The sequence below is a fragment of the Oceanobacillus locisalsi genome, from assembly GCF_042675985.1.
Classification (GTDB): Bacteria; Bacillota; Bacilli; order Bacillales; family Amphibacillaceae; genus Oceanobacillus; species Oceanobacillus locisalsi.
In genome coordinates this window covers 1-26,022 of record NZ_JBHTKK010000002.1, presented here as the reverse complement: position 1 = coordinate 26,022, position 26,022 = coordinate 1, and the positions used below count along the sequence as shown (strand labels likewise).

Genomic DNA, 26,022 nt, shown 5'->3' with positions numbered 1-26,022 from the left:
ATTTAAAAAGAGGACCGTGCAAAGTCCTTCACACGGTCTGGGAAAGTTTAAATAACGGCATTTTTATTTAAACAACATCATAGCCTTGATCTTCAATGGCTTCTGTGATTTCGTCCATTTTTACTTTTTCATTATCAAAGGAAACATCTACATTTCCTTCCTGAAGATGCACGTTCACTGTATCTACGCCATCTAAACCGCCTACAGCTCCCTCAACAGCTTTCACACAATGATCACACGACATACCTTGTACTTGAATTGTTTCGTTAGTCATTTTTGCCCCTCCTCTTACTTTCTAAACCTATTATATCATACCCTGCACAGGTATTGTCAAGAACTTTAACCGGGAAACATTCTCTTGATCTCACGGGTGAACAATAAAGCAAAAGAAAAAGTGAAATTAGTTTTAGAATAAACAACAAAAGAGCCGGAAGCATACAAACCAGTTATAGTTTGCAGATTTCCGGCTCTTTCTTTATGCTTCTTGTTCTTTCCCGTTTAAAATTAATCTAAACTGTACATCCGCTTGGAGAGAATCAGAAACGGTACAATATTTTTCTTCACCAAGACGAATCGCTCTCCAAACTTTTTTACTGTCAATATCCCCATCAACAACAAAAGTAATCTCCATACCAGTAAAACCTTTAGGCAATTCCTCTTTTCGTGTCCCTTCTGTTTCCAATTCAATTTTAGTAATCTTATCTAAATGAGGACGTAATATCATGATTACATCAATGCCGATACATCCGGCTAGGGAACTTAACAATGTCTCTGCCGGTGTTGCACCTTTCCCGGCACCGCCGGATTCTTCTGTTGCATCCATATTTACTTCATAGCCAGAGTCACCAACAGCCGTAAATGCGCGTCCGCCATTCCAAGTAGTGACAACCTTCATTTGAATACATCCTTTCTTTTAATAATTTAAGTTTGTTCCCGGCCCGACCGGAATGCCCAGTACATACCAGATAACAAAAAAGATAATCCATGAAATTAATATAATTACGGAATGTGGCAACATCAGAGAAATGACCGTGCCGACTCCGTTTTCTTTTCCATATCGCTGCGCAAATGCCACTACTAACGGAAAGAATGGCATCAACGGTGAAATAATATTGGTTGCAGAATCCCCAATCCGATAAGCAACCTGTGTTACCTCTGGAGAAATACCCATCTGCATAAACATCGGAATAAAGACAGGTGCCATAATTGCCCATTTAGCGGAATCCGCAGCGATAAAGAGATTAATTAATGCTGTAATGATAATTAGAGCAACTAGCAGCGGTGCTCCCGTCAAGTGGATAGATTGCAGGAAATCGGCGCCCTTTACTGCAATAATCGTACCCAGATTCGTATAATTAAATAAAGCAACGAACTGTGCTGCAAAGAAAATCAAAACAATAAATCCAGCCATTGTCTCTAAAGAAGATGCCATCAATCCAGCAATATCCTTATCATTTCGCACTGTTTTTGTAGCAATCCCATAAACAATCCCCGGTATAAGGAAAATCAGCATCATAATAAAGATAATACTGCTCATAAACGGAGACTGTATAAATCCACCATCTTCTCCGCGCAATGGTCCATTTTCAGGAAGCACCAGCAGCGCAATCACAGCAATTGTCAGCAGAGCGGATCCGTTGGCAGCATACAGCCCTTTTTTCTCTTGTTTTGAAAGCTCATTCGCTTCCTTATTGGTATCCTCGGACCGGTACGTCCCCAATTTCGGCTCAACAATTTTATCCGTTATCAGCGTTCCCAAAATTACAATGAGAAAAGTCGATACAAACATAAAGAACCAGTTATCCGTTGCATTCACAATATAGTCAGGATTCAAAATAGCAGCCGCTTCGGTGGAAATTCCGCTGAGCAGCGGATCATTGGTCCCCAAAATCAGATTAGCTGAATAGCCCCCGGCAACGCCAGCAAAAGCAGCAGATAAACCCGCTAAAGGATGACGTTTAAATCCAAGAAAAATAATTGCTCCAAGCGGCACCAGTACAACATAGCCGACCGAAGCTGCCGCATTGGAGAGAATCCCCATTAACACAACGATAGGTGTCACTAGTTTCCGCGGTGCTTTTGTTACAGTATTTGTCATCATCGCACTGATATAGCCTGTTTTCTCCGCTACACCGACACCAAGCATGGCAACTAATACTGGTCCTAAGGCAACGAAAGACGTGAAATTTTCAACCACACTGGAAAACATATGGGCAATCCCATCTGACGTAAGCAGACTGACAGCAGATACAGTTAACTCCTCAATTTGACCTGTTTCCTCATTGACACCTTCAAATTGAACACTTATTCCAGTCATATATAACAGATGTGAGACAGCAATAACAACCAGCGTAAAAATAATAAAGATGGTTACTGGATGAGGGAGCTTATTTCCCTTTTCTTCAATAAAATTTAATATACGTAAGGTCAAAGACGGTTTTGTTTCTTTCATGATGTACTCCTTAAATTGTATTATTGGCTTAGTATACCCCGAGAAGTGCATTTTTTAAAATGGTACGCTTGAATAAATACTTTCTTTTACAATAAAAAGAGAAAATCACATTCATTCCTTCCTAAACTCGAATGACCACTTTGATTTTCTCTTCAGACCTTTATATCCGTTTATCTCTTATTTCCAAAACAGCTTCCACTGCTTCCTCCAAAGAAGAGGTAATCACACCATTGCGTTTCACTAATCCGACTAAAAATAGATTGCGATAAACAAATTGATTTTCTAACCCGTCTTCGATGAGCGCATCGATCTTTGTTTGATTGTCTCTTCCCTGCTGACGTGTATCTGTAAATACACCGACGATAGGGCGGTGAAGCATGGAAAAAGCGCCAATTTCAGCCGCTACACCGGAGTCTACTTCCACCCCATCCAGCACGGCTATTAAAATATCGCTTTCTTCCAATTTGGATAAATCCGCTTCTGCAATAATCTCGCTGTTTGCATAAGCTGCCTTATCATTAATAGCCGCATTTTCCTGCGGTACATATAAATCAATCTCCGGAACCGCCTCACGTACTGCTTTTGCCAGTTGCTCATTCACATAACGGTCTCCCAATGAAAATAACCCATTTGCCAAATAACCTTTCAATACAAACACCTCTTGTCTTATGTCATTTTTTCTCTCATTACGTTAAAAAGTTTGCTTCCATTTCTATTTTTCTTCCTGAAACTCCAAATAAATATACGCTCCAACAATCAACACCGTCAAAACAATGCCCAGGAACGCTTGCATATTCACTCCAAGCGGGGTGTTTTCTAGAATCAGGGGCGGGAAATTCCAAGCGATTAAAATAACTGGCAATATCCATGTTTTCGCCCATATAGACAACAATATCGCAATCACGGTACCAATTCCTAATAAAATGATATTGCCTGTGAATTGGACAGTAACGAGAGACGTTTCCACATAACCATCCATTATATAAGCCGCTATAAACAGAAGCATGCTGATAACAGCTGGAATAGCGAAAATCTGATATTCTTTTGTCCCCGTTACCTCATTTTTTGAAGTATACCTTACTGCCAACAGCGCACCGAGGATAAACAGTACGCCAATCACAACCGTACTTCCAATCCGGAAAAGACTGTAAGCTACGATTTCTCCATATAACACACCGCGCAAAACATCTCCAAATACCATAAAAACAATCGCACCGATAAGAAGGTAAGGTATCAACCAGGAGAGAGATGGATTCTTGGTTTCATTTACTGCTTTTTTGAGTTCATCTAAATATTCCTGCGGTGATTGTTCCGTGATTGGTTCAATCGGTTCATTATTTTGTTCCATTTCATAGAGTTTCTGCGCCAGATTATCAGCAACTTCCTCAATATCTGATTGTTCGATACCTTGAGAAAATAAATATAGCCGCAGTTTTTCTATAAAACGATTACTTTCCGAGCTTAATTTTGACCGATCCATTGCTATGCTCCTTTTTGTTTGTTGTTTATATCAACTAGTTACACTATCTCCATACTATAAAACGAAACTTCACCCAGCGGGAGTTTTATGGACGGTTCTCCGTGATAAAGTGAAACTTCCTTCATTGGGGGCTTTTATCCCCCAATGAAGGTTAGTTGAACGAATCGGGCCGTTACTGGCTTTTGGATCTTCCACTTAGAAATATAATTTTCATTCGTTTCTTAAAGTGGAGTCTTATAGTCAGTTACACTGCGATAAAAACATCCCTATTCTAAAGGACATTTTCTTGTTTTACAAGAAATCTGGTTAGAATAACGATTGATCCTCTTCAAGAAGCGTATATCAATCAAAAAAAGTTGATTTTTCAGGATCCCTAAAAAATTCAAATAAACGTTTGATTTGTGTTTCTGTATTCCGGTTTAACGAAAGATTAGGAAGATTATCTTCCGCAAAAAAGCCAATTCCTTTTGTCTCCATACCTAAGCTGCCTGCTCCACTTATAATCGCACATTGGATGCATAATTTATAATATTGATAAGGCTGCGGGGGATGCGCGTGTTTATTGGTATCAAAAACTGCCAGCAGCTTAGTCGGTTGAACATGAAACCCCGATTCTTCTTGAATCTCCTTGATAACATTTTCTCTTGGCGATTCACCTATATCACAGAAACCGCCTGGCAATGCCCATGCATCATCATGCTTTTCACGTACCATCAAAATGCGGTCATCTTTAAAAATCACACCCCGCACATCCACTTTTGGCGTCTGGTAACCCGTTTCACGCGCAAACAAATCACGGATAGATTCAAATTCCAAGTCGGTATATGCATTCATTATCTCAATACTCAATGTGCGCAGCTGTTCATATCTTTCCCTATCATACATGTCATTCGTAAAAGTTAATCCAGCCTGGGCTATCGACTGAATTTGCTTTGCCCACGTCAGCCATTTATCACTCATCGAACTGCATCCTTCCTCTTATGGATTAATTGCATATATACCTTCCTAAGTAAAAACAGCATAGAACTTCTTTCTACGCTGTTTCTATCATCATTTTATTTGATAATCGACACAAACACGATCCTGTACACATTCTTTTACAAAGCTAGATACACGAACATGCTCTGGGTGGATTTGATATTGCTGCAGTGCCTCTTCTGTTTCAAATTCACTATCTAAAATAATATCACGATCGCTTGTCTCCATAGGATTAATAATGACTTGAATAGAAATAACGCCATCTATTTCCTCTTTCAAACTCTCCAACTCGCTTTTTATTCTCTCCGCATTTGCCTTTTTCTCTGCTTCACTGAAATGTTCGCCGTGATTCCACTGTACAATATGCTTAATCATTCCTACCAGCTCCCTGTTCATTATATATATGTAAAGTTTATCATAGACTTATCTTTAGGCATAATGATTCTATAATGCTTCCATTTTAGCATCATTTGTTGCTATTTCCTGATTATGAGGTGTGAATACATATCCCTTATACGAAAAACGAGGCGCTCTAAATCAGCACCTCGTTTTTCGTATAAAGATTCTTTCTACCCTTTTTTCTGCACAGCCATCCAAATCTCACTATACACATTATCTAAATCACGATCATCTTCCACAAAAGAGATTTCTGGTGCCTTTACTAATTCATAGTCTGAGGAAGGAAGCCATTCTGCTGCTATCTTCGCCCATGTTTCCTGCATTGTTTGCGGGAATGGCCCTTGGGAAGAGAAAACAGCCCACGTATGAGCAGGCACTTCTACTACGTCCAGTCCTTCAAAAGGTCCTGCCTCATCTGTCAATACGCCAATCATATGCTCCAAATAACCTTCTTCTATCATTCTTCCGTCATCAAAGTTATAGGAAGCATTAATCACCTGATTAGGCTCTATATTAGTGTGTTGGTGCATCTTTTCTTTTTGGGACTCGGTAATATGTTGCGCCAGTTCTTCAATTTCTGCATTAACCCCTTCAAATTGCATTGGTACCTTTTTACTGACACCAATGATTTTAAACGCTTCTTTTTCTACAATTCGATAATTCATTTCTGCTCCTCCTTGAATGGTTAATTGGAAAGTGAGTTTTGGAAAAGCTTTCAGGTTCTGCTTTTGCTGCTGTTTCACGTCAGAAGGTTTGCACCCTGCCCATTCCCGGAATGCGCGGGAAAAACCATCAACAGAGTTGTAACCGTATTTAAAAGCAGTTTCTGTCACATTAACATCTTCCCGAAGCAGATCAAACATTGCATTAGAAAGCCTCCGATTGCGAATATAAGCCGTCAGCGTCATCCCGGACAGAAAAGAAAACATGCGCCGGAAATGATAAATCGAGGTGCCGGTGATTTTTTCTATCTCTTTTTCATCAATTTCTGCATCCAGATGCTCCTCAATATACTGTAACGCTTCGTTCATGCTGCTTTGCATTTCCTTTTCCTCCCTTCCATTGACTTCAAGTATAGAAGCTTTCCGGATAAATCACTCGATAAAAAAGAAACGGATTTTATCGGATATACATATCTTTAGCCGCTGGATAAGATTACTTTGCCCTTTCTGCCATCCGCAGCTATATCAAGCGCCTTTTTTAAATCTGCCAAATCATAATTTGCTTTTTCAAAACCAAGCAACAGCTCTTTCTTCTCCACAAGCTTGATGATTTGCTGGAAGGTTCTCTGCCATTTCGCCTGTCCTGCCTTCTTATTCCAATGCCTTAAATGGAAAATATTCATTGTCACTTTATCCGCAAAAGTGCCCCAATCCATCTGCTGTCCAGAGAGTAAGCCAATACTCAAAAAATATCCCTGACTGCGCAAACAGCCAGCTAACTCAGAACCTGCACTTCCGCCCAATGAATCAATGGCTGCATCTGCACCTATTCCATTTGTTTTGTCCATCACAATTTCAAAAAGGGATTGGCTTGATGTATCCACTACTTCCAAAGCACCAAGATTTAAAAGCATCTGTCTATGTTTCCTATTTCTCACCACGGCAATCAAATGTAAATTTAAAATGCTTGCTAATTGCGCATACAAGTGCCCAATGGCTGACCCACAGGCATTAACTAACAGTACCTTGCCCGGCCGTAACTGCAATACCTCCGTCAGAGTCACCCACGCCGTTACAGGGTTAATATATAGTTGTGCAGCAGTATTTGTATGTATCGCTGCTGGCACAGGCACAGCAAATGCAGCCGGCGTTCTGACAAAATCCTGCCATGTCCCCTCCCCGCGTAAAGGTAAGACACGATGACCAATAAGCTCTGCACTGACATTAGCACCAACATCCACTACGACTCCAACCCCCTCATAGCCAGGAATATACGGCAGCGGAATTCTATGAGCATAACTTCCTCTAACCGGAATCAAATCAGATGGATTAATCGGCCTGGCTAACATGCGTACAAGCACTTCTCCTGTTTTAGGAGGAGCGATCTCTTTTTCTGCTATCTTTAATACGTCATTCGGATTACCAAATGTATCACAATAAATATATCTATTTTGCACTTTAGGATATCCTCTCTTATAAAACGTTATTCTCTATTATAATGGAAAAAGGAACAGCAGACGACTGCCATCCCTTTTGTCTTTTCATTAAACCGCTTTTCTCTGGAAATACAGATAACCTCCAATGAAAAACAATAGAAAACTGCCGCCGATAACCATTAAAATTTGATCCCAGGGAACAAAAAAGAAATCTCCTGCACTACCACCAACATTCATCATTAAAAATGGCTGTCCCCAAGGATAATATGGCCCAAATCGCTCCGAATTAATGACTAAAATCGTCGGCAATGTAAAGATAACATTGATAGCAAATGGAGCTGCAAAGCTTTTAAAAGCAATCGAAACCCATAATTGTAAAGCAATTAACGGAAATGTTGCCATCCAGCCTCCAATAATTGTTTTCCAAACAATCTCCATAGGAAAAGGATCTGTGATTCCGTCTATCACACCTACTAAATAAATAGAGACTAAATACATTAATTGCATAGCAAGCACCAAAAAAATCAACACCAGATATTTAGAAAGAAATACCTTCCCCCTTGTCACTGGCAGTGCCAGTAACTGTTTCCAGCCACCCTCCTGATGTTCATACCGGCAAATCACCCCAGCTAGGACACCCGAAATCAGCGGCAGAAATAATATAGCATAAGTAAAATTCATCGTAACCAACTTTTCATACCACGCATTCATTCCTTCTATTGCGATAAATGAATTGGCTAATCCAATAAATATCCCAACCAGCGGTGCTGCTAATAGAAGGAATAATACTTTTGACTTTCGCAGTTTATACCACTCTGAATTTATTACGGAAATCATTTATTTAACGTCCCTTCTTTTAAAATCAACCATCCCCAGCACATACAGCGCCAATCCGAATCCGATGCCTAATAGCGCATTGATATAGGAATACCCCCACTCATTCGATAGGTCCGGCCATTTCCAAATCACCCAATCCGGTAACAGCGGGGCAGAATAAGCTAAAATAACACCAATCACGCCTAAAGTTACCGGGATAGCTTGGTTCTTGCTGATTGTAGCCACCCAGAGCTGCAGCCCCAATACCGGCAGCGCCGCAAAGAAAGGGAAAAAACTATACTCCATTAACCGTAAATACGGGATAGCTTCTCCTAATCCAAGCGTCATGCCGTATCCGGTCACAAACAGAAATAAAAGAACAGAGGATAAAAATAAGATACAGCTGATGACCGTAAACTTCGATAGATAGACCGCCCGTTTGGATACGGGCAAAGCAACTAGCTGCTTCCAGGCATTGGTTTCATCCTCAATACTTGCCATAAAAGACGTTAAAATCACAATTCCCAAAACAATCGCCAGCGGTGTAAATGTATTAATATTCATCAAATAGTAAAGCCAGCGATCATCCATCTGCTCAAACAGATAATCTTTTCGCACCCCGTAATTGACCATCTGCAATGCCACCACGCCAAAAGGACCGATTAGACATAATAGCCACATACCCTTACGTTTTATCTTTAAAAAATCCGATTGTATCAATGGAAGAATCATCCTGCCTGTTCCTCCTTTGTCATCTCCAGGAATATATTCTCTAAAGACCGTTTTTCCTCTTCCACCCTGTAAATGGAGAAGCCTTGTTTGACGAGATAGTCGATGGAAGCTGCTACCTGCTCATCATCTTCGGCCTGCAACGTAACATATGCTTCTCCTAGATCTGCCTTTTGTCCATTGGCAAGCAGCGAACGCCACGCTGCTTCATTATCATTTACTTTCACCTGGATAGAAGCTTGCGCAATTTTACGCATGGATTCAATCGAATCTTGAAAAATCATTTTCCCTTTTGACACAACCCCAACTCTTGTAGCCATCTGATCGATTTCAGATAATAAATGACTGGATATTACTACCGTCATGCCGTATTCTTCCGGCAACTTTTGAATCAGTTCCCGCATTTCAATAATACCGGATGGATCGAGTCCATTCGTCGGTTCATCCAAAATTAGCAGCTCCGGTTGATGCAGCATAGCAGCAGCAATCCCGAGACGCTGCTTCATCCCGAGGGAAAATCCCTTTACCTTTTTATTGCCAACCTCGTCCAGACGCACCAGCTTCAGCACTTCATCAATTCTTTTCTTTGGCGCGTGAAGAATTTTTCGATTTGCTTCCAAATTTTCTCTGGCAGTTAAATGCGGATAATAAGAAGGATTTTCTACTAACGACCCTACATTTTTCAAAATATCTATCCGGTTGTTTTTCATATCCTTTCCGAATAACTGAACAGAGCCGGAAGTCGGCCGCATTAACCCTAACAGCATACGAATCGTTGTCGTTTTTCCTGCTCCGTTAGGCCCTAAAAAGCCGTATATCTCCCCTTTTGGTATCTTCATTTCCAAATTCGATACTGCTTTTTCTTTTCCAAATGATTTTGTTAAATGCTTTGTTTCTACGATATATTCCATGTTTATCACCTCTATTTTTAAGGATAGAGGTGTGAGGTTAAAATGTGGTATGGGGTTTGTTTAAAATTTGATTAAAGAGACAGGAATTTTTTTAGTTTGATTAGATAACACACACAAAAAAGAGACAGTTTATATTAGCTGTCTCTTTTCATAGCTCGTTTTCAATAAAGTTAATGGACTAGACACCGGTTCTTTTCACTTTCATAATCCTTATCACAGTTCCTTGTTCCGTAGAATCAATCTCCCAATCCAAATCCATCCCTTTCACCATCATATCAACAATAGAAAGACCAATCCCTTCTCCTTTTTGCTTTGTTCCTGTCTGCATTCCTCTTCCTTTATCTGCAATAACAATCGCATCATACTGTTCCGTCGTCTCTGTCCGTACAGCAAAATATTGGCCGTCTGCCGCATGGCGCAGTACATTTTGCAGGAGATTATCCAAAATCCGGCTGAACCATAAGGCATCGATTTCCCATGTATTCTCTTCAAATCCCTCTATATTAACATCAACTTCAAATTCTTCCTTCTCAAAAACTGGATACCAGGCTGCCAAATACTGACGAAGGAAGCGCGGCATATCGACTTCTTTTAATTCCTTCTTATATTTGCTCGCCATCAGCAAGGTATACGACAGGAGATTTTCAATTAATTTATCCACGTCTTCAATCGATGCGGAAGTCAACCTTAGAGAACGCTTTGCCTCTTCCGGCAAATCCATCTTCTGCAATGTATAAGCTTGTGCATTTATTTTAGTTAAAGGCGTCCGTAAATCATGGGATAAATTAGCAATCAATTCCTTTCGCAGCTGCTCCTCTTCCTGTTCACGCGCCCTGCTTCCCCTTAATTCCCGCACCATTCGATTAAAAGACTTCTCTAAATCACCAATCTCATCCTGCTTTTTTTCTTCAATAAGAATTGGCAAACCATCCGTATCCCGGATTTCCATTGCTTCTTGAAGATGCACCAGGCGTTTACGAATTCTTTTGAAGAACCATAAGGAAAGAAAAATAAATAAAAATACGACGACGATGGTCAATATAATAGCAGCCCAACTATACTGATTAAAAAGTTGTTGTGCATTTGTCTGCATCACTTCCCGCGGCAGCTGAAAAACAACGAAACCATCGTTCTCATTTTCCCCGGTAAAAGCAACGACTGTAAACGGGTCATGTTCATAATGATTTTTTAAAAATTGTACGGTATACGTAATATCCCATCTATCTGGTAAATTTTCCTGCACATTTCTTTGCACGTCCAAAACACCGTCTCCATCCACCCGAAACATGGAAGCGGTCGGATAAGTCTCCTGCCACTCCGCAAATAAATCAGCGGCATCATCTGCCGATACAACTTGACCGGCTTCCTGATGCCATTTTTCTTCTATCTCATCATATGTATCTTGTGTACCTTGTCCTGCTTCGGGAGTATTGGAATCATCCACTAAATTAAAGAAAACAAAAATAAAGGCGAAATAGGCTGCTTGTATTAAAAAGATAGCAATGAGGATAATCAGGATATATTTTGCTAATAAGGATTTGAAAAACCGTTTCATTTTTTCACCCGATAGCCAATCCCGCGAATCGTCTCAATAATCACCGGTTTCGCCGGATTTGCTTCTATTTTTTCACGCAGATAGCGGATATGCACCATTAATGTTTTATCCCCTTCCATATACTGTTCTCCCCATACACCTTCATAAAGCTGCTCTTTTGTAAGAATTTGGTTCAGATGACGCAGGAAATATTGAAACAGTTGAAATTGCTTGCCTGTCAGTAAAATTTCCTCCTCTGTATTTTTATTCATAATCACCAAGGATTTCATATCGATGTGCAAATGCCCAATTTCCAGCGCATCTTCTTTCTTTTGAAAACGGCGGAGCAATGCATCCACACGTGCAGCTAACTCATCCGGATGAAAAGGTTTTGTTACATAATCATCCGCAAAACTTAAGCCTTCTATCTTGTCCTCCACCGCAGAACGAGCGGATAACATAACAATCGGCGTTTCTTGATTCGCTTTTTTGATGCGTTTTCCAATAGAGAAACCATCCAGTCCCGGGAGCATAATATCTAATATGGCAAGGTCTATATCGTTTATATAGGTTTCTAATTCATTTCCAGAGGTCAGCCAAACTACTTCATGCCCTCTTCCTGTCAGGTCTTCTGTCACCCATTGTCCGATTTCTTTTTCGTCTTCGATGTACAGGATGTATGCCAATTGTTCTCACCTCTTTATCACCCGACTTTATTCCTCTCTAACCAATAAGCGTTCATCATGTATCATAACTTCTCTATACATCATCATATCAGGAGAACGCAGGAATTGGATGACATTCTTTTATTTTTAAACAAAATTTAAATAACATACCACTTCCCCATCTTTATGCAAAACAAAAAATCCGCCTCATCTAATCATTTATCAGGAGACGGTTCTAATGCGTTATTTTTATTTTATGCATACTGCAAAACCCGTTCCGCAGCCTTTCTTGCGCCGGCTATATTTCTGGAAACAGGACCAATTTCCAATTCAGCTAATGCTCCAGCCACAAATAGGCCTTCTCCCCATTCAAGTGACTTAGACACAATTGGAAATCCACAGGGTGCACAAAGCAGACGCATTTGACTTATTACTGGATCTAACCACTCTTTTCCAGGCATGGCAACAGCCGGACCGGTCGCCAGAAGAATAGTATGCCCTTCGACGCTCTCGCTATTTTCCATAAGCAGCTGTATCGTTTCATCTGTATGTTCCTTTATTGATTCCACATTATCTGTTATCATATTTAGTCTACCCGCTCTTTCTTGCTTCAGCAGCTTCAAATATAAATCTCTGGTAACAGATCCGCGATTCCTTGCATTCTGGATAACTTCCCTTCTTTCCTTGTAGCTTGTTAATTTATCGTATTTATTCATATATTTCGGTCCCAGCCATCCCGGATCACTGTCAAAATGATGAATACGTAACGGATGCCGCTTCACCATCGTGACCGTATCAATCGATTCTTTTTGTGTGAGTGCATAAGCAAGATGTGCCGCTGTCATTCCGCCTCCGACAACAATCACATCCCCAGTCTCTGGAAGTCTGTCATCCATTTCAAATACATGTCTCACTAACGCACTTCCTTTATATTTTTCAGCCCATGATGGATAATGAGAGATGTGATTCACTCCCATCGCAAGCACTACATGCTCACTAACAAAGTAACGCCCATCCGCCATGTAAACTTGCCATCCGGATGCCTTTCGAGAAAGTCCGGACACCTCACCTCGCAGCCAACACGTCATGACGCCTGTTTTCTCTAATAAATCCAAACTATGCTGATTAAACATATCTAAACGCGGCCGTTGATATTGTCCTTTAAATCCAGAGGCATAATTGTATGCAGAAGAATATTTTTTTAAACTGTATGGATCGGCATCTAAATGATGGACGAAAGGAGAACGCAAATGCTTCATCTCAATCTTATTTGTTATCGTTCTCCATCTTTCCAATGGCTGTGAATGCGGATCAATAATCAACAAGTCTTCTTTTTCTACTTTTTCCGCTTCCAGCAAACGTGAAGCCACACAGCTTCCTTGGATTCCTCCTCCAATCACTATCCATTGATACATACTTAACCCTCCTTCCTCATAATTTTATAACCGTAATCATTACGGATATAATCGAAAAATTTTTTCGTTGAACTTCACAACCTATTATTATTTATATCTGTATTTCCTTTTCCACGTTATGACAATCCTTCTGTATAAAAAAATCTTTTGTTTTTGTCCATTTTTAATTCAGCAGAAACCACGTTCGTACAATCGAGCCAGCGTATTTCTGCTTGGATATATTCGGCGTTTATACTTATTTTCTTTTCTATCTCTTTTAATACTTCCAAGAGTTCTGATAAGGATAAGTCAAACACTTCAGCAATATATTTATGAGGAGATTCAATCTGAAGCAGGTCCATAAAGTGTTCAGGTGTCAACGCTCTTTCCGCAATCCCATCTTCCATATGTATCACTTTTCTATATAACAAACGCTCTTTCTCGGTAAGAAAACGATCTATCAATTTTTCCTGTAGTCTTTTATCTAAATAGCTATCCAACTTCTGCACCTCCTTATCTTTTTAAAACGTAATTGTTACGATTTTTAACAGAACATAATTACCTTACCACGAAATCCAAATAAACACAATCCTATCTTGCTCCCAAAAACGATGTATCATTCAGGTAACTATTGGGATACATACTAAGCTCCTTATAAGTAAAATCGGATTTTTCTTTCTCATCATCCTCTTCAGACGCAGAACGCTCCTGACTACAATGTACTTTGGGAGTTACCCTCTTATATCATATATCCTGCCAGGCTCGTTTACAACAAAATAAAAAGTTATCTTCCGCCAACTTCATGGCACAAGATAACTTTTCACCCTCACGTCCATCCTGCTTACACATCTTCAGGGTCAATGCTAAGTGTTGAATCAGGATACTCAATTTCAATACCAGCGCTGACACTCGTCGTTACACCGAAAAGTGCGAATACTACTAATCCAGCAATAAGTAATTTCTTCATCGAATCCCTCCCTTCATATCTAAAACATTTTTTATCTTAAAATAAGCTTGTTTATATTGCTTATTTTGAGAATAGTAGTCAGATAACATCACATTATAGTGCATCAGAAATTCTCTATCCTTTTTTTCTTCAAAAAAAGGAATCGCAACCGTTTCCAGATATGTTGCAACACATTCTCCATTTAACTGTAATTGCAGAACATAAAATTTAATCCTATATTCTTCCATACTATATTTTTCAGCTAAGGCTGCTCCTTTTGTAATGTACGGGCCTGCTTCTTCTTTCTTTTCTATGCGCAAATATAATTCTGCTAATGTATATATTGTTTTCACACCATGCTTTTCTTCCGTTGATGCAGAAAGGCTCTCTTGGTAATAATAAATAGCCTTGTTTACATCTTTCTTCTCTTCATAGGCAAGTCCTAGATTATGATATACTTTTCGCTGCAAGTCGCTATTACTCCCAATGACCTTCTCAACACGGTAATAATAATCAATCGCTTCATCATAATTTCCCATCTTAAAATAATTAATGCCCAACAGGAAATAACATACAGTGCATTGATCATAGTTCATTTCCTGTAAATACTTATTTAAAGCTGTCTCTAAATGTTGAATAGATTTATATATATTATTTTTGCGATTGTATGTCAATGATATTTCATAATGAATATCTGCTTTATATGGAAAATTCAAAGCATTTGCAAGACCTAAATACAACTCTAAAGCTGCATCGTAATCCCCAATTTTATAATAATATAAACCGCAAACTCGATTAAATAAAGGCATGATTTTCATATTACTGTAATCTTGCAAAGATTCTGCTTCTTGAAATTTTTCTTCAACTTCTTCTAACGAGGATACCTTTAATGCAAATCGTAACTCTATTAAACTGATAAGCAGTTTAATTCCAGGGTCTGAAGATTTTTCAAATTCTTTTAAAAAGGATTGGTAAGCTTCTTCGGCTGCGGGCATGTTTTCCTTAATCAATTGATACATATCTTCCACTCTTTGAATAACTTTATCATTCACCGCTTCATCAATTTGAACTAAATCCTCAAACGTTACACCAAGCCTTTCAGCCAGCAGGTGTAGAATCTCTTCATTAGGAACGACATGACCAGTCTCAATCTTGCTGTAATAAGATACAGAGCAAATACCTTCAACAATCTCATGCTGGGTAGAATGCTGCTTATTTCGTAAAAATTTAAGTTTTTGCCCTAACTCCAAAATTCTCTCTCCTCTTCATGCTATTTTTCCTACTCTAAATGTAACATAATTTCATTTAAAAGTAGAAGCATTCTTTTTCATTTTAGGGTTTATTTATCATTCGTAAAGTAGGATGGAAACATATAATTGCTCGCAAGCGAAGAAAAAAATTGATATGATAAAATAATAAATGTGAACAAAGGCAATAAAAAGGAGCTGCATGATGCCAATAACCATCCACTACCAGACAAATGCAAAAGAATGGAAACGAGCTGAGAATGATACTGCTGTTCCAAATGATGCGCGTTTTATATGGTACGATTTTGTAAATGCGAGTGCAGAGGAAAGCAAATTGCTGGCTTCCCAATTTCATTTCGATCCGCTGGCTATTGAAGATACTGTCAAAACGGTGTCACGGCCAAAATTGAAAAAATACCCGGAGTATCAATTTTTAGTCTGTCATTTAATACACCCAAAAGATTATCGCGCACAAGCAGTTAATCTTTTTATGAAAGGCCGTATTCTTGTAACCTACCATCAGGACAATTTGAGGAAATTAGGCGATATGGAAGCAGCTATTCAGAAACGTTCCTCTTCCCAGACTATTACACCTGAAGATGTCGCTTTTATTATTTTAGATTTTATCGTTGATAGCTATTTTGAATATGTTGATCATATCGAGGATGAAGTATTTTCTTTTGAAGACAGGCATGTAAGTGATACAACAGGTAATAAGCTAATGGAGGATGTTTTCCAAATACGTTCTTTGATTATTAAACTGAAACGCGTCACTATGCCAATGCAGGAACTTATCCAACACTTGAAAGAAGACACCAGTTTCACAAAAACAAAGAAACAGAAAATATATATACACCATATTGAAGATCATATCATCAAACAGATGCATACGATTAAATCTGCTGAAGAGATGACTGGAGATATCCGTGATAATTACGATTCTTTCAATTCCTACCGTTTAAACAATATCATGAAAATCCTGACACTGGTTTCTGTTATTTTTCTTCCCTTATCACTCATTACCGGCATTTACGGGATGAATTTCTGGAATATGCCAGAACTGGAATGGAGTTATGGTTACTTTACGGTGCTTGCGGTTATGCTGCTTATGAGTATTGGATTAATTGTTTATTTTAAAATGAAAAAATGGTTTTAAAATATTGAAAAGCTCCAGCTGCCAAACGGCTGGAGCTTTACTTAGATGAACTATGGTTGTATTTACTTCGCTTCTTCACCTTGGACAAATGAAAATCATGCGTAATGGAAATAATCGGACGTATCAGCATCTGAATACTTCCAATCACAAATAATATGGTGCCGGCAAATGTTGTGTCTTCACTAAAGAATAAAAAGCTTCCAATCAAGAAAATTAGTCCGAGGACTAAATCATTTATTTGATAAAGCAATTTATAGATGGAAGTTACTCTGAGTTCTACCCTGTTTAAATGTAAATCCAATTCCCGATTACTTTTATTTAACTGCATTCCGTCTCCCCTTATTTATGATTTTATCTACTAAAAATCTTCCCATCTCTTACTCTATGTCATTATTATGTTCATATTTTATCAAAAGATTTCAAGTTAGGAAAATTTTCCTTCCAAACGACTAGTCGGAAGCATTTTTCTAGGTTGCCAGTGTTTCATAAACCATCGTGTGAAACTTTTTTCTGATTTCAGACAAGCGATGTTGTCTCCCATAGTGAACCATATTGGTAAGCAACACTGTAACAATTTCTTCTTTCGGATCAATCCAAAAACTTGTTCCCGTAAATCCAGTATGCCCGAAAGAACCGAGGGACCAGGCAGAGCCACAAGTTGTACCAATCGTTTTATCACATAATACTTCAAAACCTAAACCTCGATTTTGGATGACATTTTCTTTGATTAAAGCCATTGTCTCCGGTCTTAGAACGGACTGTTTTTCTGGATACAGCCAATAATCGGCATAGACCGCTACATCCGAAATATTAGAAAATAAACCTGCGGAACCGCCAACACCGCCCAAATGATAAGCTTTTTCATCATGCACCTCACCATGAACATATTTCCCACAAACTTTTTCCGTAGCAGCAATTTTATTTTTCTCTATTTTTTCTGGAAGAAAGCCAGTATCTTTCATCCCCCAAGGATGATATAGTTCCTTATCCGCAAAGGCATCCAGCCGCTGGTTCGTTATTGCTTCTATAACTTTCCCTAAAACAATCATTCCGATATCACTATATAATACTTGGGTCTCTGGTGGATAAGCTGCTGTACAGTTTAGTATTTCCTTCCATACGTCTCTTTGCTGGTACCGGTTTTTCACGGATAAATCTGCGGAAACACCTGAGGTATGCTGTAAAAAATGACGAATGCTTATCTGCTTTTGCGGAAATTCAGGTATATATTTATTTACCGTATCGTCTATATGTAGCTCTTTTCGTTCATGCAAAAATAGAATGCTTGGTAGTGTACACATAATTTTTGTTAAAGAAGCCAAGTCAAAGTAAGTGTCTATCGTAACAGGAATTCTCTCTCCCTTATTATTTAAAAAAGAACCTGCACTTCGTAACGTTTTCTGTTGCTGATGATGCTGAACAAGGTAAACAGCTGCAGGAATTTCATCTTTTGTAACCAATCCCTCTAAATACCGTTCATAATTCTTCATTTATTGCACCTCTTCTCCTTGTATCTAACAACATTCTTTTGGCCTCTTCCGGCAAATAGCCCTGTTGTTTTAAAACAAGAACAATACTTCCAATCACTGGTGGATGCTGCGATTTCAAAACATTGATAAAAGGAATCGCAAATAGTTCCGCTTTTACTAGTTTAACAATGAAATCATTCTGAAAAATGCCTCCTGCTAATACGAATGGAACAGTTCCATCCGTTATTTGAAACAACCGCTCAAACAATACATGTCCGCGATTCGCTATTTGTTTAGCTGCTTCTTGAATAATTTTTATTGCAATCTCATCTTTCATTTCAGCTGCTTGAAAAACATAGCTTGCAAATGCAGCTACACGCTGCTTTTCAAAATGGTTATAGATGATAGGAATCAATTCTTCTATACGTTCAATCGCTTCTCCATCCAAAATAAGGTCGCTCATCGCTGTTTTCGGTCCCAGCCCATCCAATTCATGGAATACAGCTATCAAGGCTTGTGACCCTAAATCATAGCCGCTGCCCGGGTCTCCTCCAATCACATGTCCCCAACCGCCAACGCGGGCTATCTTGGATTGATGTATTCCAAGCGTTATTGCTCCTGTTCCACAGATAGACACAATACCATCTTCACCAAACGTTTCTGAATAAAGTGCAATGGTTCCATCATGCTCCACAACGATTTCATTACCGGAGAACCTGTGCGGTGATGCCTTCCAAAAGTATTCCAACCATTTTTTCTGATCTGCTTTTCTTCCCAAGCCTGCTATGCCTAAACCTACCGATAAATCTGTATTTTCCGATAAATGATTGTGTTCATATGCCTCACTTATTATGCGGCTGACAACTTTTGCAGAATGTGTAAAACTGGTACTGTGCGGATTCGCAGCTTCTGCTTCTGTTTCCCATACAAGCCCCTCTGTTTTATGAAATAATAACGCGTTGGTTTTCGTTCCTCCGCCATCTATTCCTAAGATATACATGTTTTATACCACCCTTTATAAGGATTTCAAAATTCATGTTATAATACTTCCCGTGTTTTATGAAGGTCATGCAGTGTTGTATCATCATTTCTTGAGGCAGCTATTGCGTATCTTCCATATCTGCTTTATAAATTGTATGTTTTTCTTTGAAATGATATCCATGATGGATTTGACATTTTCTTATGAAAAATTACTATTTTAACTGACTATACCATAGAAGAGATGATTTATCTGTACGAAAATCAGTATGGATCGGAAAGACGTATGGCGGGTTGGATTAGTTCAAGTAAGGACGCGTTTCTTTAATAGTCTATCTTCTTACGGATTATATTTTTAAACAAATTTAGCTCGAAAATGAAAATAAGACTGGTTTCGCAACCAGCCTTACCGTTGTTTAATTCGCTATCTCATCCATCGGTGCAAATAATTCAAAATGAATATCATCATCTGACACATTCATACTTCTCAAATGACCGTCCATCGCACTCATAAATCCTTTTGGTCCACACAGATAAAAAGATGCATCTACAGTTGGAATCACAGTTTTCAACCAATCAAAGTCGATTCTTCCTTCTTTATCACACGCATCTGCACCAGTGCTATCCGCATAAACCGTATAATAGGTTACTTGTTTATTAGACTCAGCAATAGACGCCACTTTATCCTTCATCGCATGGTAAGACCGGGATCTTGCTGCGTGAATAAAGATTACTTCTCTCTCCGGCTGCTCTTCTATTGCGGTTTCTAACATACTCATTAATGGCGTTAAGCCAACTCCTCCGCTAATCAACACTAAAGGTTCTTGTTCTGTTTCATTTAATACGAAATCCCCAGAAGGCGAAGTGATTGGAAGAATCGCTCCTTCTTCCACTTGATTATGGAGGTAATTAGATACAATACCTTCCGGGTTATGCTCATCTTCTCTTTTCACACTGATTCGCAAGAAATCCTGTCCCGGCGCAGTGGATAAACTATACTGACGCAAATGATCATAGGCTTCTCCATCAATTTGTGCTTTCACCGTGATATATTGTCCAGGTTGATAAGCTGGGAGTTTGCCATTATCTGCTGGTTTTAAATAAAAGGAAGTAATGACTTCACTTTCAGGGATTTTCTTCACGACTTTAAAATCACGAAATCCAACCCAGTCTCCCGGGGCATTTTGTTTTTCTTCATACATTTCTTTTTCAACACTGATAAAAACATCAGCAATGACACCGTAAGCTTTTTCCCATGCATTAATAATGTCATCGGTAGCAGCTTCTCCAAGAACATCTTTAATCGCAATTAATAAATATTTTCCTACGATTGGATATTGCTCTGGCTTGATATTTAAGCTGGTATGTTTATGTGCTATCTGCTTCACATGAGGCAAAATATCCTCTAAATGCTCGATATTTGCTGCGGCTGCATACACCGTATTTGCCAATGCTTTTGGCTGTCCTCCCTTTCGTTGGTTTGTCTGGTTAAAAACATTTTTCAATTCTGGATGATTTTCTAACATAATTTTATAAAAGTGGCTTGTAATTGCTTCCCCATGCTCCTGCAAAACAGGAACCGTTGCCTTTACCGTTTCAATTGTTTTTTGATCTAATTCAGTTGTTGTGGTCTCCATGATAAAACGCTCCTTTGTTTATCAGTCTCATTTTAATAAATAAAAGATGTATTTTGTTTACATCTTTTATTTTATGCCTGTTATAATGTGAATTCAATGTGTCATAAGCAAATTTATGTTACAATTATGTGAAATAATTAACAAATGGAGCGATACCATGAACCTAAAAAAATATACAGATTTCTCTTTGCGTGTCTTGATTTTTGCAGGATTAAAGTCAGAGGAAGAGCTTTCAACCATTAAAGAAGTATCTGATGTATATTCCATCTCACCAGAGCATCTGCGAAAAGTGGTGCATGATTTAACAAAAAGAGGATTACTGACATCTGTAAGAGGAAGAAATGGCGGATTTCGTCTTGCGAAGCCTGCTTCGGATATAAATATTGGATTACTCATACGCTCTCTGGAGAGTGATTTTAATCTGCTGGAATGCTTTGATAAAGAGACCAACCATTGTGTGATTTCGCCGGGCTGCTCTTTGAAACACGTTTTAAATAAAGCGTTGTTTCAATTTTTTAAAGTGCTGGAAGAATATACGCTGGAGGATTTAATACAGAATGAAGAAGAACTGAAGGAATTGATGGGGATGGAAAATTAGTATTGAAAGATGTTCTTGTATTCTATCATTATGTTATTTGCTAAACTGCCGTACACAAGAACATCTTTTTCAAATATAATTTTCTCTTATAAGAAATCGCCTCGTTTTTTGAAGGCTCCTTGTTCAGCACTTGTATAAACTGACATACTTCCCTGCTAAATCTACTATTTTCCCGATCAATCGATTTGCCATGCCTATCAGATAGCCTGCCATTTTCACGTAACTTAATAAGATAGCTTATACGTCTAACGTTGAAGTGCATAATTAATCAATATATCCCCTTTTTCAAATCCAACCTTTTCATAAACGTGGTTCGCACGATGATTTTCAGCATCTACAGTTAGGTGGATCTCAGCTATTTCAAGGTAAGCAAACATAGCTGTCAACGCTTCTTGTAACAAGTGACTTCCATATCCTTTATTTTGATAACCGTTCACTATTCCAAAATACTCCAATGAAGCTTCTGAAAGTTCCTTATCGATCTCGAAATAAACATAACCAATAAATGTTCCATGATTATCCTTTAAGATTCTCAATATATTATTATCATTTAATCTGCTTTGAATCGTCTCTGCATCATAATATGTTTCCGGAAAAATAGCATCATGCAGCTCTTGGAATGCGGGAAAATCATTTTCTTCCATCAAATTGCTTTTTAATTTATCAAGCATTTCAAAACGATCTCTTTTTACGATTAAATTTAAATGATGACCTTTTTCTGCTGCATCGATCTCCTTCATAAATATCTGCTGCTTAATATTTTCCTTATTAATAAAAAAGGAATATTTCTGAACATCTGGGTAAAATGCTTTTAAGCGTTTCCATAATTCAACGGAAATCTCCATACTCTCTGTTGTATTAAAAGGCCCCCAAACCTCTGCTTCATCATTCTCGATTTCCAACCCGCATGCAGCCAAAACTACCCCAGCATCATTTTTTGCTATAAAAAAGGAAATCTCTCCGTTCTCATCTATAAGGTCCTCTTTAAGCGTTTGTAAAATATCATCTTTATCTGTTCCGCAAAATCCAATATGATGGTTCTTTTGTTTATTCATATCAGCAAGGAACGCAGAAAGTAATTCAAAATCATTCGCTTTTTCTATCCTAATCCCCATCGAAAAACCTCCTTTTCAAGTTAAATAGATCCACTCTTCCCTAAACAAAATGGGAAGTAGAATTTAATGATCATTCGCTTCTCTGTTTCTCCGGTAAGACTTTCTCAATCCGGCATAATTGCCAAAATAATAAATCAGACCGCCCAACACAGAAGGTCCGATATAATCTATTGCATGAGCATAATTACTTCGAATAACCATCATTAACAGACAGGCTAATAGAAACACACAGAAAAATCTTATACTCGATAAGCGCAGTTTCTTTTTCTCCCTTTGGAACGCTTCTTTTGTTGATACTTCTTCCAACTCCAGGTTCATTGCTTTCCTTCTCCTTTCCTTTTAAACGTAACACAGATATTCGTTTCAGAAAATAGCCATATATCCGTCCGAGTGAAAATGTATGTGCTGTTCTTATTTACTTATGCAAACGCTTTTACAATAAACTGCAAAAGACCTACAATGATATAAAAGAGAAATCTATAGAGGAGGGATTTTTTGCAGCATCATCCTTGGAACACCTTATCTGTTGAAGAAATAAATCATTTAATGAAAGACATTCCTATTTCATGGTGGATTGCTGGCGGCTGGGCACTCGATTTGCATTACGGAAAGCAAACAAGAAAACATGAAGACATGGATATTCTTATTAGCAGCAAAGATTTCTCTGTATTAAAAAAGTATCTGAATGATAGCTATGAATTTTTCATTGCTTATAACGGCATTTTGACAAAACTGGAGGATTCAGAGAAACGAACCGGAACATCTGACAGTCTCTGGGTAAGAAAAAAGCATGGCACAAGCTGGTTATTTGAAATCATGCTGATAGAGACAGAGGATAACGAATGGATTTATAAAAGAGATAACCAGATTAGACGGCCTGTCAACGAGATTGGAATAACCACTAACGATGGTATCCCTTATATAAAACCGGAGATACAATTATTATATAAAGGCGGCAGTTCTGTTATCAGAGAGAAAGATAATAAAGATTTAGAGCGGTTGCTTCCTGTTCTGAAAAAGCGTGAAATAAAGTGGCTGTATCATTCATTAAGTCAGCAATTTAACGGGAAGCATCCATGGCTGGAAACCATCAATAACAAAATAAAAGGACTCCCTGTACATGCCTTAATTATTGGTGGAACGGGAATGATATCTGGAGCATCCTTATGGCTTGCTGACAGTTCAAAAGTCTCCATTGTCGCGCGCAATGAGGCTAAAATGGATAGGGTGATGAATAAGTCGAATCCGGATTCTTCTATCAACCCGTTATTCGTTGACTACAGAGATAGTGCGGCGCTGAAAGAAAAAATTAAGGCAGCCATCATTCAAAACGGTCCAATCGATTTAGTCATTGCGTGGATTCATTCTAATTCCAACAATGCGTTGGATATTATCAGTTATGAAGTTGCCAAGAAAAGTCCATCCTGGAAACTCTATCACGTATTAGGAAGCAACTCTAACTTAAATCAAATGAAAAATGCTGCTGCAAAGATCTATCCAGGTTGCCAGTATAGACAAATTCAGCTGGGGTTTATTTTAGGCAAAGAACATTCCAGATGGTTAACAAACCAAGAAATCAGCCATGGAATAATTGACGCTGTGGCGTATGATCGGGAAGTAAAAATTATTGGGACAGTAGAGCCTTGGGAGAAGCGGCCCTGACTCCTTCTTTTCTTAAGCAGCTGTATGTTTCGTTTATCAAAATCATCATTGTCTTGTACCTGAATCCCTTTACAATTTATTAACAAAATGAATTTTTCTGATTTTCTTTGTTAAAATCGGGTATGAGCATACATTAGAAGGAGTGATACATCATGAGGTTGAAAAAATCTTACCTTGCAGCCTTAGGAGTTTCATTGATGCTTATTCTCGGAGCCTGTCAGAGTGATGATAATGAAGAACAGGAAAATCAAGAGCCAACACAAGAAGAAGAAAATGATAATGATAATGAACAGGAATCAGAATCAGGAAATGCAGAGGAAAATGATAACGAAGACGGATCGGATGATGAAAAAGTTGAAGACATATTCGAGGGCGAAGAGTAACATCTATCAAACACATATTCACCTGAATCTTGGTTTTCCAGTTTCAGGTGAATATAGTTTCTTTCTATGCTCTACTGTATATACTCAACAATATTTTTCGCCTTCGAAATCACATAACCACTGCCCCCGCGATCCTTCACATCTTCCACCATCATGACCAATAATATGTCAGCATCGTCTTCTTCAAAGCCGACAAACCAGCCATTTTTATTTGAATATTGGAGGTGAAAGTATTGAAGGAAGAATTATTTACGAAAAGACTCTGTTTGCGGAAAATACGACCAGCGGATGCCTCTGCACTATTCGCTATCTGGTCAGATCCGGCTGTTGTAGCATTCATGAACATTTCTGCTTTCACCCATGAATCACAGGCTACTGAAATGATCAACACGTTAAATGAATTAGCTGAAACAAATCAAGCAATCCGATATAGTGTGATAGACTTGGGTTCACAAGAAATTATTGGCAGCTGCGGCTTTAACTCTATCGACTCTGAAAATGCCCGAGTTGAAATTGGCTATGATATTGCGAAAGCACATTGGGGAAATGGATATGCCCCTGAAGCAATTCAGGCGCTGATTCATGAAGCTTTTTATCGTTCAGGAATAAATCGGATAGAGGCGAAAGTCGAGCCTGCAAATATGAATTCGGTGAAAGTACTGCAAAAAATAGGGTTTACCTTTGAAGGAACATTGCGGCAGTATGAAAAGGTGAAGGGTGAATTGATTGATATGGATATGTATTCGCTTTTGAAAGCAGACTAAAATTCTCCCTCTGTAAAAGATTGCAGAGGGGTTTTAATGCAGTTCTATTTTTATGGCACATTTCTTCCAATACCTTTCAGAAACTGATTCAATCCCCTTTTACTGTATATATCAATCACCTTTTCTTCATAAGTTTCTATCTTCTTTCGTGCTATTGCTAAATTATTTGTATCATATTTCGTATTCCATTTTAATAACTGTATGAGATCTTTCAAACGCTCTTTTTTCGTTGGCAGAACACCAAGCTTTCTTTTTAAGAAACGGATAATTATCCGCATTTGCCTTACGTACAGATTTGTATGTAACACAATAATTTGATCCGCTTGTTCAAAACTATTATCCAACCAAGCATAGTAAACACCTTCTATAATCCAGGTATTTTCTGAAAGAAGAACCTCCAGCTCTCTGTCTCTGGCTTCTGAATCTTTTTTCACTCCATAGTTTTTGCTCCAAAATAAGTTATCCAGATCTGTTGCTGCGATAGCTAGTGCCACGCGGCTGAAGTAAATACCCCACATTAAATTTGTAAGGTTTTAGCTTCCTTCGTCCAACGGAATGGTTTAGCCAAATGTTCATTGTAGTAACTGATAAATTGTTTTATCTTTTGTTGC

General features: G+C 38.5%; 30 protein-coding genes. 5 read left to right on the top strand and 25 right to left on the bottom strand.

Annotated features, from left to right (window positions below; genetic code table 11):
* Positions 1-67 precede the first annotated feature (67 nt).
* From copZ to ACFQ19_RS02260, 18 genes are all read right to left on the bottom strand, one after another.
* Complete coding sequence (gene copZ / locus ACFQ19_RS02345) at positions 68-274, bottom strand: copper chaperone CopZ (RefSeq protein ID WP_379590358.1); 207 nt, start codon at positions 272-274, stop codon at positions 68-70.
* Positions 275-475: 201 nt separating this feature from the next.
* Positions 476-895, bottom strand: coding sequence for an OsmC family protein (locus ACFQ19_RS02340; RefSeq protein WP_379590357.1), 420 nt, complete (start codon positions 893-895; stop codon positions 476-478).
* Positions 896-913: 18 nt separating this feature from the next.
* A complete protein-coding gene (locus ACFQ19_RS02335; protein ID WP_379590356.1) occupies positions 914-2,452 on the bottom strand; it encodes an AbgT family transporter in 1,539 nt (512 codons plus the stop codon).
* 160 nt (positions 2,453-2,612) lie between these two features.
* Complete coding sequence (locus ACFQ19_RS02330) at positions 2,613-3,101, bottom strand: nucleoside 2-deoxyribosyltransferase (RefSeq protein WP_379590355.1); 489 nt, start codon at positions 3,099-3,101, stop codon at positions 2,613-2,615.
* A gap of 63 nt (positions 3,102-3,164) precedes the next feature.
* Positions 3,165-3,932 carry an HAAS domain-containing protein gene (locus tag ACFQ19_RS02325; protein WP_379590354.1) on the bottom strand — a complete coding sequence of 256 codons (768 nt, stop codon included), beginning with the start codon at positions 3,930-3,932 and terminating at the stop codon, positions 3,165-3,167.
* A gap of 342 nt (positions 3,933-4,274) precedes the next feature.
* On the bottom strand, positions 4,275-4,892 hold the full coding sequence (locus ACFQ19_RS02320; protein WP_379590352.1) for an NUDIX hydrolase: 618 nt from the start codon (positions 4,890-4,892) through the stop codon (positions 4,275-4,277).
* A 90-nt stretch (positions 4,893-4,982) separates the two neighbouring features.
* Positions 4,983-5,285 carry a Dabb family protein gene (locus ACFQ19_RS02315; protein WP_379590351.1) on the bottom strand — a complete coding sequence of 101 codons (303 nt, stop codon included), beginning with the start codon at positions 5,283-5,285 and terminating at the stop codon, positions 4,983-4,985.
* A 194-nt stretch (positions 5,286-5,479) separates the two neighbouring features.
* The gene (locus ACFQ19_RS02310; protein WP_379590349.1) at positions 5,480-6,352 is read right to left on the bottom strand and encodes an AraC family transcriptional regulator; all 873 of its coding nucleotides are present in this window, start codon (positions 6,350-6,352) and stop codon (positions 5,480-5,482) included.
* Between the two features lie 95 nt (positions 6,353-6,447).
* Positions 6,448-7,428, bottom strand: a complete 981-nt coding sequence (locus ACFQ19_RS02305; protein ID WP_379590348.1) for a zinc-dependent alcohol dehydrogenase family protein — start codon at positions 7,426-7,428, stop codon at positions 6,448-6,450.
* 87 nt (positions 7,429-7,515) lie between these two features.
* On the bottom strand, positions 7,516-8,244 hold the full coding sequence (locus ACFQ19_RS02300) for an ABC transporter permease (RefSeq protein ID WP_379590346.1): 729 nt from the start codon (positions 8,242-8,244) through the stop codon (positions 7,516-7,518).
* The gene (locus tag ACFQ19_RS02295) at positions 8,245-8,955 is read right to left on the bottom strand and encodes an ABC transporter permease (RefSeq protein WP_379590345.1); all 711 of its coding nucleotides are present in this window, start codon (positions 8,953-8,955) and stop codon (positions 8,245-8,247) included.
* Positions 8,952-9,863: an ABC transporter ATP-binding protein gene (locus ACFQ19_RS02290; RefSeq protein ID WP_379590344.1), complete on the bottom strand. Its 912-nt coding sequence runs from the start codon at positions 9,861-9,863 to the stop codon at positions 8,952-8,954. The genes ACFQ19_RS02295 and ACFQ19_RS02290 overlap by 4 nt, the downstream gene beginning before the upstream one ends.
* Before the next feature lie 178 nt (positions 9,864-10,041).
* A complete protein-coding gene (locus ACFQ19_RS02285) occupies positions 10,042-11,418 on the bottom strand; it encodes a HAMP domain-containing sensor histidine kinase (RefSeq protein ID WP_379590342.1) in 1,377 nt (458 codons plus the stop codon).
* Positions 11,415-12,083 (bottom strand): response regulator transcription factor, encoded by a 669-nt coding sequence (locus tag ACFQ19_RS02280; RefSeq protein WP_379590341.1) that lies wholly within the window; start codon positions 12,081-12,083, stop codon positions 11,415-11,417. The genes ACFQ19_RS02285 and ACFQ19_RS02280 overlap by 4 nt, the downstream gene beginning before the upstream one ends.
* A gap of 233 nt (positions 12,084-12,316) precedes the next feature.
* Positions 12,317-13,477 carry an FAD/NAD(P)-binding protein gene (locus tag ACFQ19_RS02275; RefSeq protein ID WP_379590339.1) on the bottom strand — a complete coding sequence of 387 codons (1,161 nt, stop codon included), beginning with the start codon at positions 13,475-13,477 and terminating at the stop codon, positions 12,317-12,319.
* Between the two features lie 116 nt (positions 13,478-13,593).
* A complete protein-coding gene (locus tag ACFQ19_RS02270) occupies positions 13,594-13,956 on the bottom strand; it encodes a hypothetical protein (RefSeq protein WP_379590337.1) in 363 nt (120 codons plus the stop codon).
* A 341-nt stretch (positions 13,957-14,297) separates the two neighbouring features.
* Positions 14,298-14,423, bottom strand: coding sequence for a hypothetical protein (locus tag ACFQ19_RS02265; protein WP_379590335.1), 126 nt, complete (start codon positions 14,421-14,423; stop codon positions 14,298-14,300).
* Positions 14,420-15,652, bottom strand: coding sequence for a tetratricopeptide repeat protein (locus ACFQ19_RS02260; protein WP_379590334.1), 1,233 nt, complete (start codon positions 15,650-15,652; stop codon positions 14,420-14,422). Before ACFQ19_RS02260 ends, ACFQ19_RS02265 begins: the two co-directional genes overlap by 4 nt.
* Before the next feature lie 202 nt (positions 15,653-15,854).
* On the opposite strand from ACFQ19_RS02260, the gene corA reads away from it, so the two are divergent.
* Positions 15,855-16,805 (top strand): magnesium/cobalt transporter CorA, encoded by a 951-nt coding sequence (gene corA / locus ACFQ19_RS02255; protein ID WP_379590332.1) that lies wholly within the window; start codon positions 15,855-15,857, stop codon positions 16,803-16,805.
* A 37-nt stretch (positions 16,806-16,842) separates the two neighbouring features.
* On the opposite strand, the gene ACFQ19_RS02250 is transcribed toward corA, so the two are convergent.
* The 4 genes from ACFQ19_RS02250 to hmpA form a co-directional block, all read right to left on the bottom strand.
* Positions 16,843-17,133, bottom strand: coding sequence for a YrhK family protein (locus ACFQ19_RS02250; RefSeq protein ID WP_379590331.1), 291 nt, complete (start codon positions 17,131-17,133; stop codon positions 16,843-16,845).
* 139 nt (positions 17,134-17,272) lie between these two features.
* The gene (locus tag ACFQ19_RS02245; protein ID WP_379590330.1) at positions 17,273-18,295 is read right to left on the bottom strand and encodes a serine hydrolase domain-containing protein; all 1,023 of its coding nucleotides are present in this window, start codon (positions 18,293-18,295) and stop codon (positions 17,273-17,275) included.
* Positions 18,282-19,274 (bottom strand): N-acetylglucosamine kinase, encoded by a 993-nt coding sequence (locus ACFQ19_RS02240; RefSeq protein ID WP_379590329.1) that lies wholly within the window; start codon positions 19,272-19,274, stop codon positions 18,282-18,284. The genes ACFQ19_RS02245 and ACFQ19_RS02240 overlap by 14 nt, the downstream gene beginning before the upstream one ends.
* Positions 19,275-19,668: 394 nt before the next feature.
* Complete coding sequence (gene hmpA, locus ACFQ19_RS02235; protein WP_379590327.1) at positions 19,669-20,889, bottom strand: NO-inducible flavohemoprotein; 1,221 nt, start codon at positions 20,887-20,889, stop codon at positions 19,669-19,671.
* A 157-nt stretch (positions 20,890-21,046) separates the two neighbouring features.
* Between hmpA and ACFQ19_RS02230 the strand changes: the two genes are divergently transcribed.
* Positions 21,047-21,487, top strand: coding sequence for an RrF2 family transcriptional regulator (locus ACFQ19_RS02230; RefSeq protein ID WP_379590325.1), 441 nt, complete (start codon positions 21,047-21,049; stop codon positions 21,485-21,487).
* Positions 21,488-21,732: 245 nt separating this feature from the next.
* On the opposite strand, the gene ACFQ19_RS02225 is transcribed toward ACFQ19_RS02230, so the two are convergent.
* Together ACFQ19_RS02225 and ACFQ19_RS02220 are read right to left on the bottom strand one after the other, a co-directional pair.
* On the bottom strand, positions 21,733-22,602 hold the full coding sequence (locus ACFQ19_RS02225; protein ID WP_379590323.1) for a GNAT family N-acetyltransferase: 870 nt from the start codon (positions 22,600-22,602) through the stop codon (positions 21,733-21,735).
* Between the two features lie 63 nt (positions 22,603-22,665).
* Entirely contained in the window at positions 22,666-22,920 is a 255-nt protein-coding gene (locus ACFQ19_RS02220) for a hypothetical protein (RefSeq protein ID WP_379590321.1), read from the bottom strand.
* Between the two features lie 177 nt (positions 22,921-23,097).
* On the opposite strand from ACFQ19_RS02220, the gene ACFQ19_RS02215 reads away from it, so the two are divergent.
* The 3 genes from ACFQ19_RS02215 to ACFQ19_RS02205 all read left to right on the top strand — a co-directional run bounded on the left by ACFQ19_RS02215 (position 23,098) and on the right by ACFQ19_RS02205 (position 25,411).
* Positions 23,098-24,264, top strand: coding sequence for a nucleotidyltransferase domain-containing protein (locus tag ACFQ19_RS02215; RefSeq protein WP_379590320.1), 1,167 nt, complete (start codon positions 23,098-23,100; stop codon positions 24,262-24,264).
* Between the two features lie 152 nt (positions 24,265-24,416).
* A complete protein-coding gene (locus ACFQ19_RS02210) occupies positions 24,417-24,647 on the top strand; it encodes a hypothetical protein (RefSeq protein ID WP_379590319.1) in 231 nt (76 codons plus the stop codon).
* Between the two features lie 233 nt (positions 24,648-24,880).
* The gene (locus tag ACFQ19_RS02205) at positions 24,881-25,411 is read left to right on the top strand and encodes a GNAT family N-acetyltransferase (RefSeq protein ID WP_379590318.1); all 531 of its coding nucleotides are present in this window, start codon (positions 24,881-24,883) and stop codon (positions 25,409-25,411) included.
* Between the two features lie 50 nt (positions 25,412-25,461).
* On the opposite strand, the gene ACFQ19_RS02200 is transcribed toward ACFQ19_RS02205, so the two are convergent.
* Positions 25,462-25,845: a hypothetical protein gene (locus ACFQ19_RS02200; RefSeq protein WP_379590317.1), complete on the bottom strand. Its 384-nt coding sequence runs from the start codon at positions 25,843-25,845 to the stop codon at positions 25,462-25,464.
* Positions 25,846-26,022 lie beyond the last annotated feature (177 nt).

Bases quoted from the DNA above. Each gene is read 5' to 3' on its own strand.
- ACFQ19_RS02325 (WP_379590354.1), bottom strand. From the start codon at position 3,932: ATGGATCGGTCAAAATTAAGCTCGGAAAGTAATCGTTTTATAGAAAAA.
- ACFQ19_RS02220 (WP_379590321.1), bottom strand. From the start codon at position 22,920: ATGAACCTGGAGTTGGAAGAAGTATCAACAAAAGAAGCGTTCCAAAGG.
- ACFQ19_RS02320 (WP_379590352.1), bottom strand. From the start codon at position 4,892: ATGAGTGATAAATGGCTGACGTGGGCAAAGCAAATTCAGTCGATAGCC.
- corA (WP_379590332.1), top strand. From the start codon at position 15,855: ATGCCAATAACCATCCACTACCAGACAAATGCAAAAGAATGGAAACGA.
- copZ (WP_379590358.1), bottom strand. From the start codon at position 274: ATGACTAACGAAACAATTCAAGTACAAGGTATGTCGTGTGATCATTGT.
- hmpA (WP_379590327.1), bottom strand. From the start codon at position 20,889: ATGGAGACCACAACAACTGAATTAGATCAAAAAACAATTGAAACGGTA.
- ACFQ19_RS02340 (WP_379590357.1), bottom strand. From the start codon at position 895: ATGAAGGTTGTCACTACTTGGAATGGCGGACGCGCATTTACGGCTGTT.
- ACFQ19_RS02295 (WP_379590345.1), bottom strand. From the start codon at position 8,955: ATGATTCTTCCATTGATACAATCGGATTTTTTAAAGATAAAACGTAAG.
- ACFQ19_RS02245 (WP_379590330.1), bottom strand. From the start codon at position 18,295: ATGAAGAATTATGAACGGTATTTAGAGGGATTGGTTACAAAAGATGAA.
- ACFQ19_RS02335 (WP_379590356.1), bottom strand. From the start codon at position 2,452: ATGAAAGAAACAAAACCGTCTTTGACCTTACGTATATTAAATTTTATT.
- ACFQ19_RS02250 (WP_379590331.1), bottom strand. From the start codon at position 17,133: ATGCAGTTAAATAAAAGTAATCGGGAATTGGATTTACATTTAAACAGG.
- ACFQ19_RS02265 (WP_379590335.1), bottom strand. From the start codon at position 14,423: ATGAAGAAATTACTTATTGCTGGATTAGTAGTATTCGCACTTTTCGGT.
- ACFQ19_RS02315 (WP_379590351.1), bottom strand. From the start codon at position 5,285: ATGATTAAGCATATTGTACAGTGGAATCACGGCGAACATTTCAGTGAA.
- ACFQ19_RS02310 (WP_379590349.1), bottom strand. From the start codon at position 6,352: ATGCAAAGCAGCATGAACGAAGCGTTACAGTATATTGAGGAGCATCTG.
- ACFQ19_RS02300 (WP_379590346.1), bottom strand. From the start codon at position 8,244: ATGATTTCCGTAATAAATTCAGAGTGGTATAAACTGCGAAAGTCAAAA.
- ACFQ19_RS02225 (WP_379590323.1), bottom strand. From the start codon at position 22,602: ATGGGGATTAGGATAGAAAAAGCGAATGATTTTGAATTACTTTCTGCG.
- ACFQ19_RS02290 (WP_379590344.1), bottom strand. From the start codon at position 9,863: ATGGAATATATCGTAGAAACAAAGCATTTAACAAAATCATTTGGAAAA.
- ACFQ19_RS02210 (WP_379590319.1), top strand. From the start codon at position 24,417: ATGAGGTTGAAAAAATCTTACCTTGCAGCCTTAGGAGTTTCATTGATG.
- ACFQ19_RS02275 (WP_379590339.1), bottom strand. From the start codon at position 13,477: ATGTATCAATGGATAGTGATTGGAGGAGGAATCCAAGGAAGCTGTGTG.
- ACFQ19_RS02285 (WP_379590342.1), bottom strand. From the start codon at position 11,418: ATGAAACGGTTTTTCAAATCCTTATTAGCAAAATATATCCTGATTATC.
- ACFQ19_RS02230 (WP_379590325.1), top strand. From the start codon at position 21,047: ATGAACCTAAAAAAATATACAGATTTCTCTTTGCGTGTCTTGATTTTT.
- ACFQ19_RS02240 (WP_379590329.1), bottom strand. From the start codon at position 19,274: ATGTATATCTTAGGAATAGATGGCGGAGGAACGAAAACCAACGCGTTA.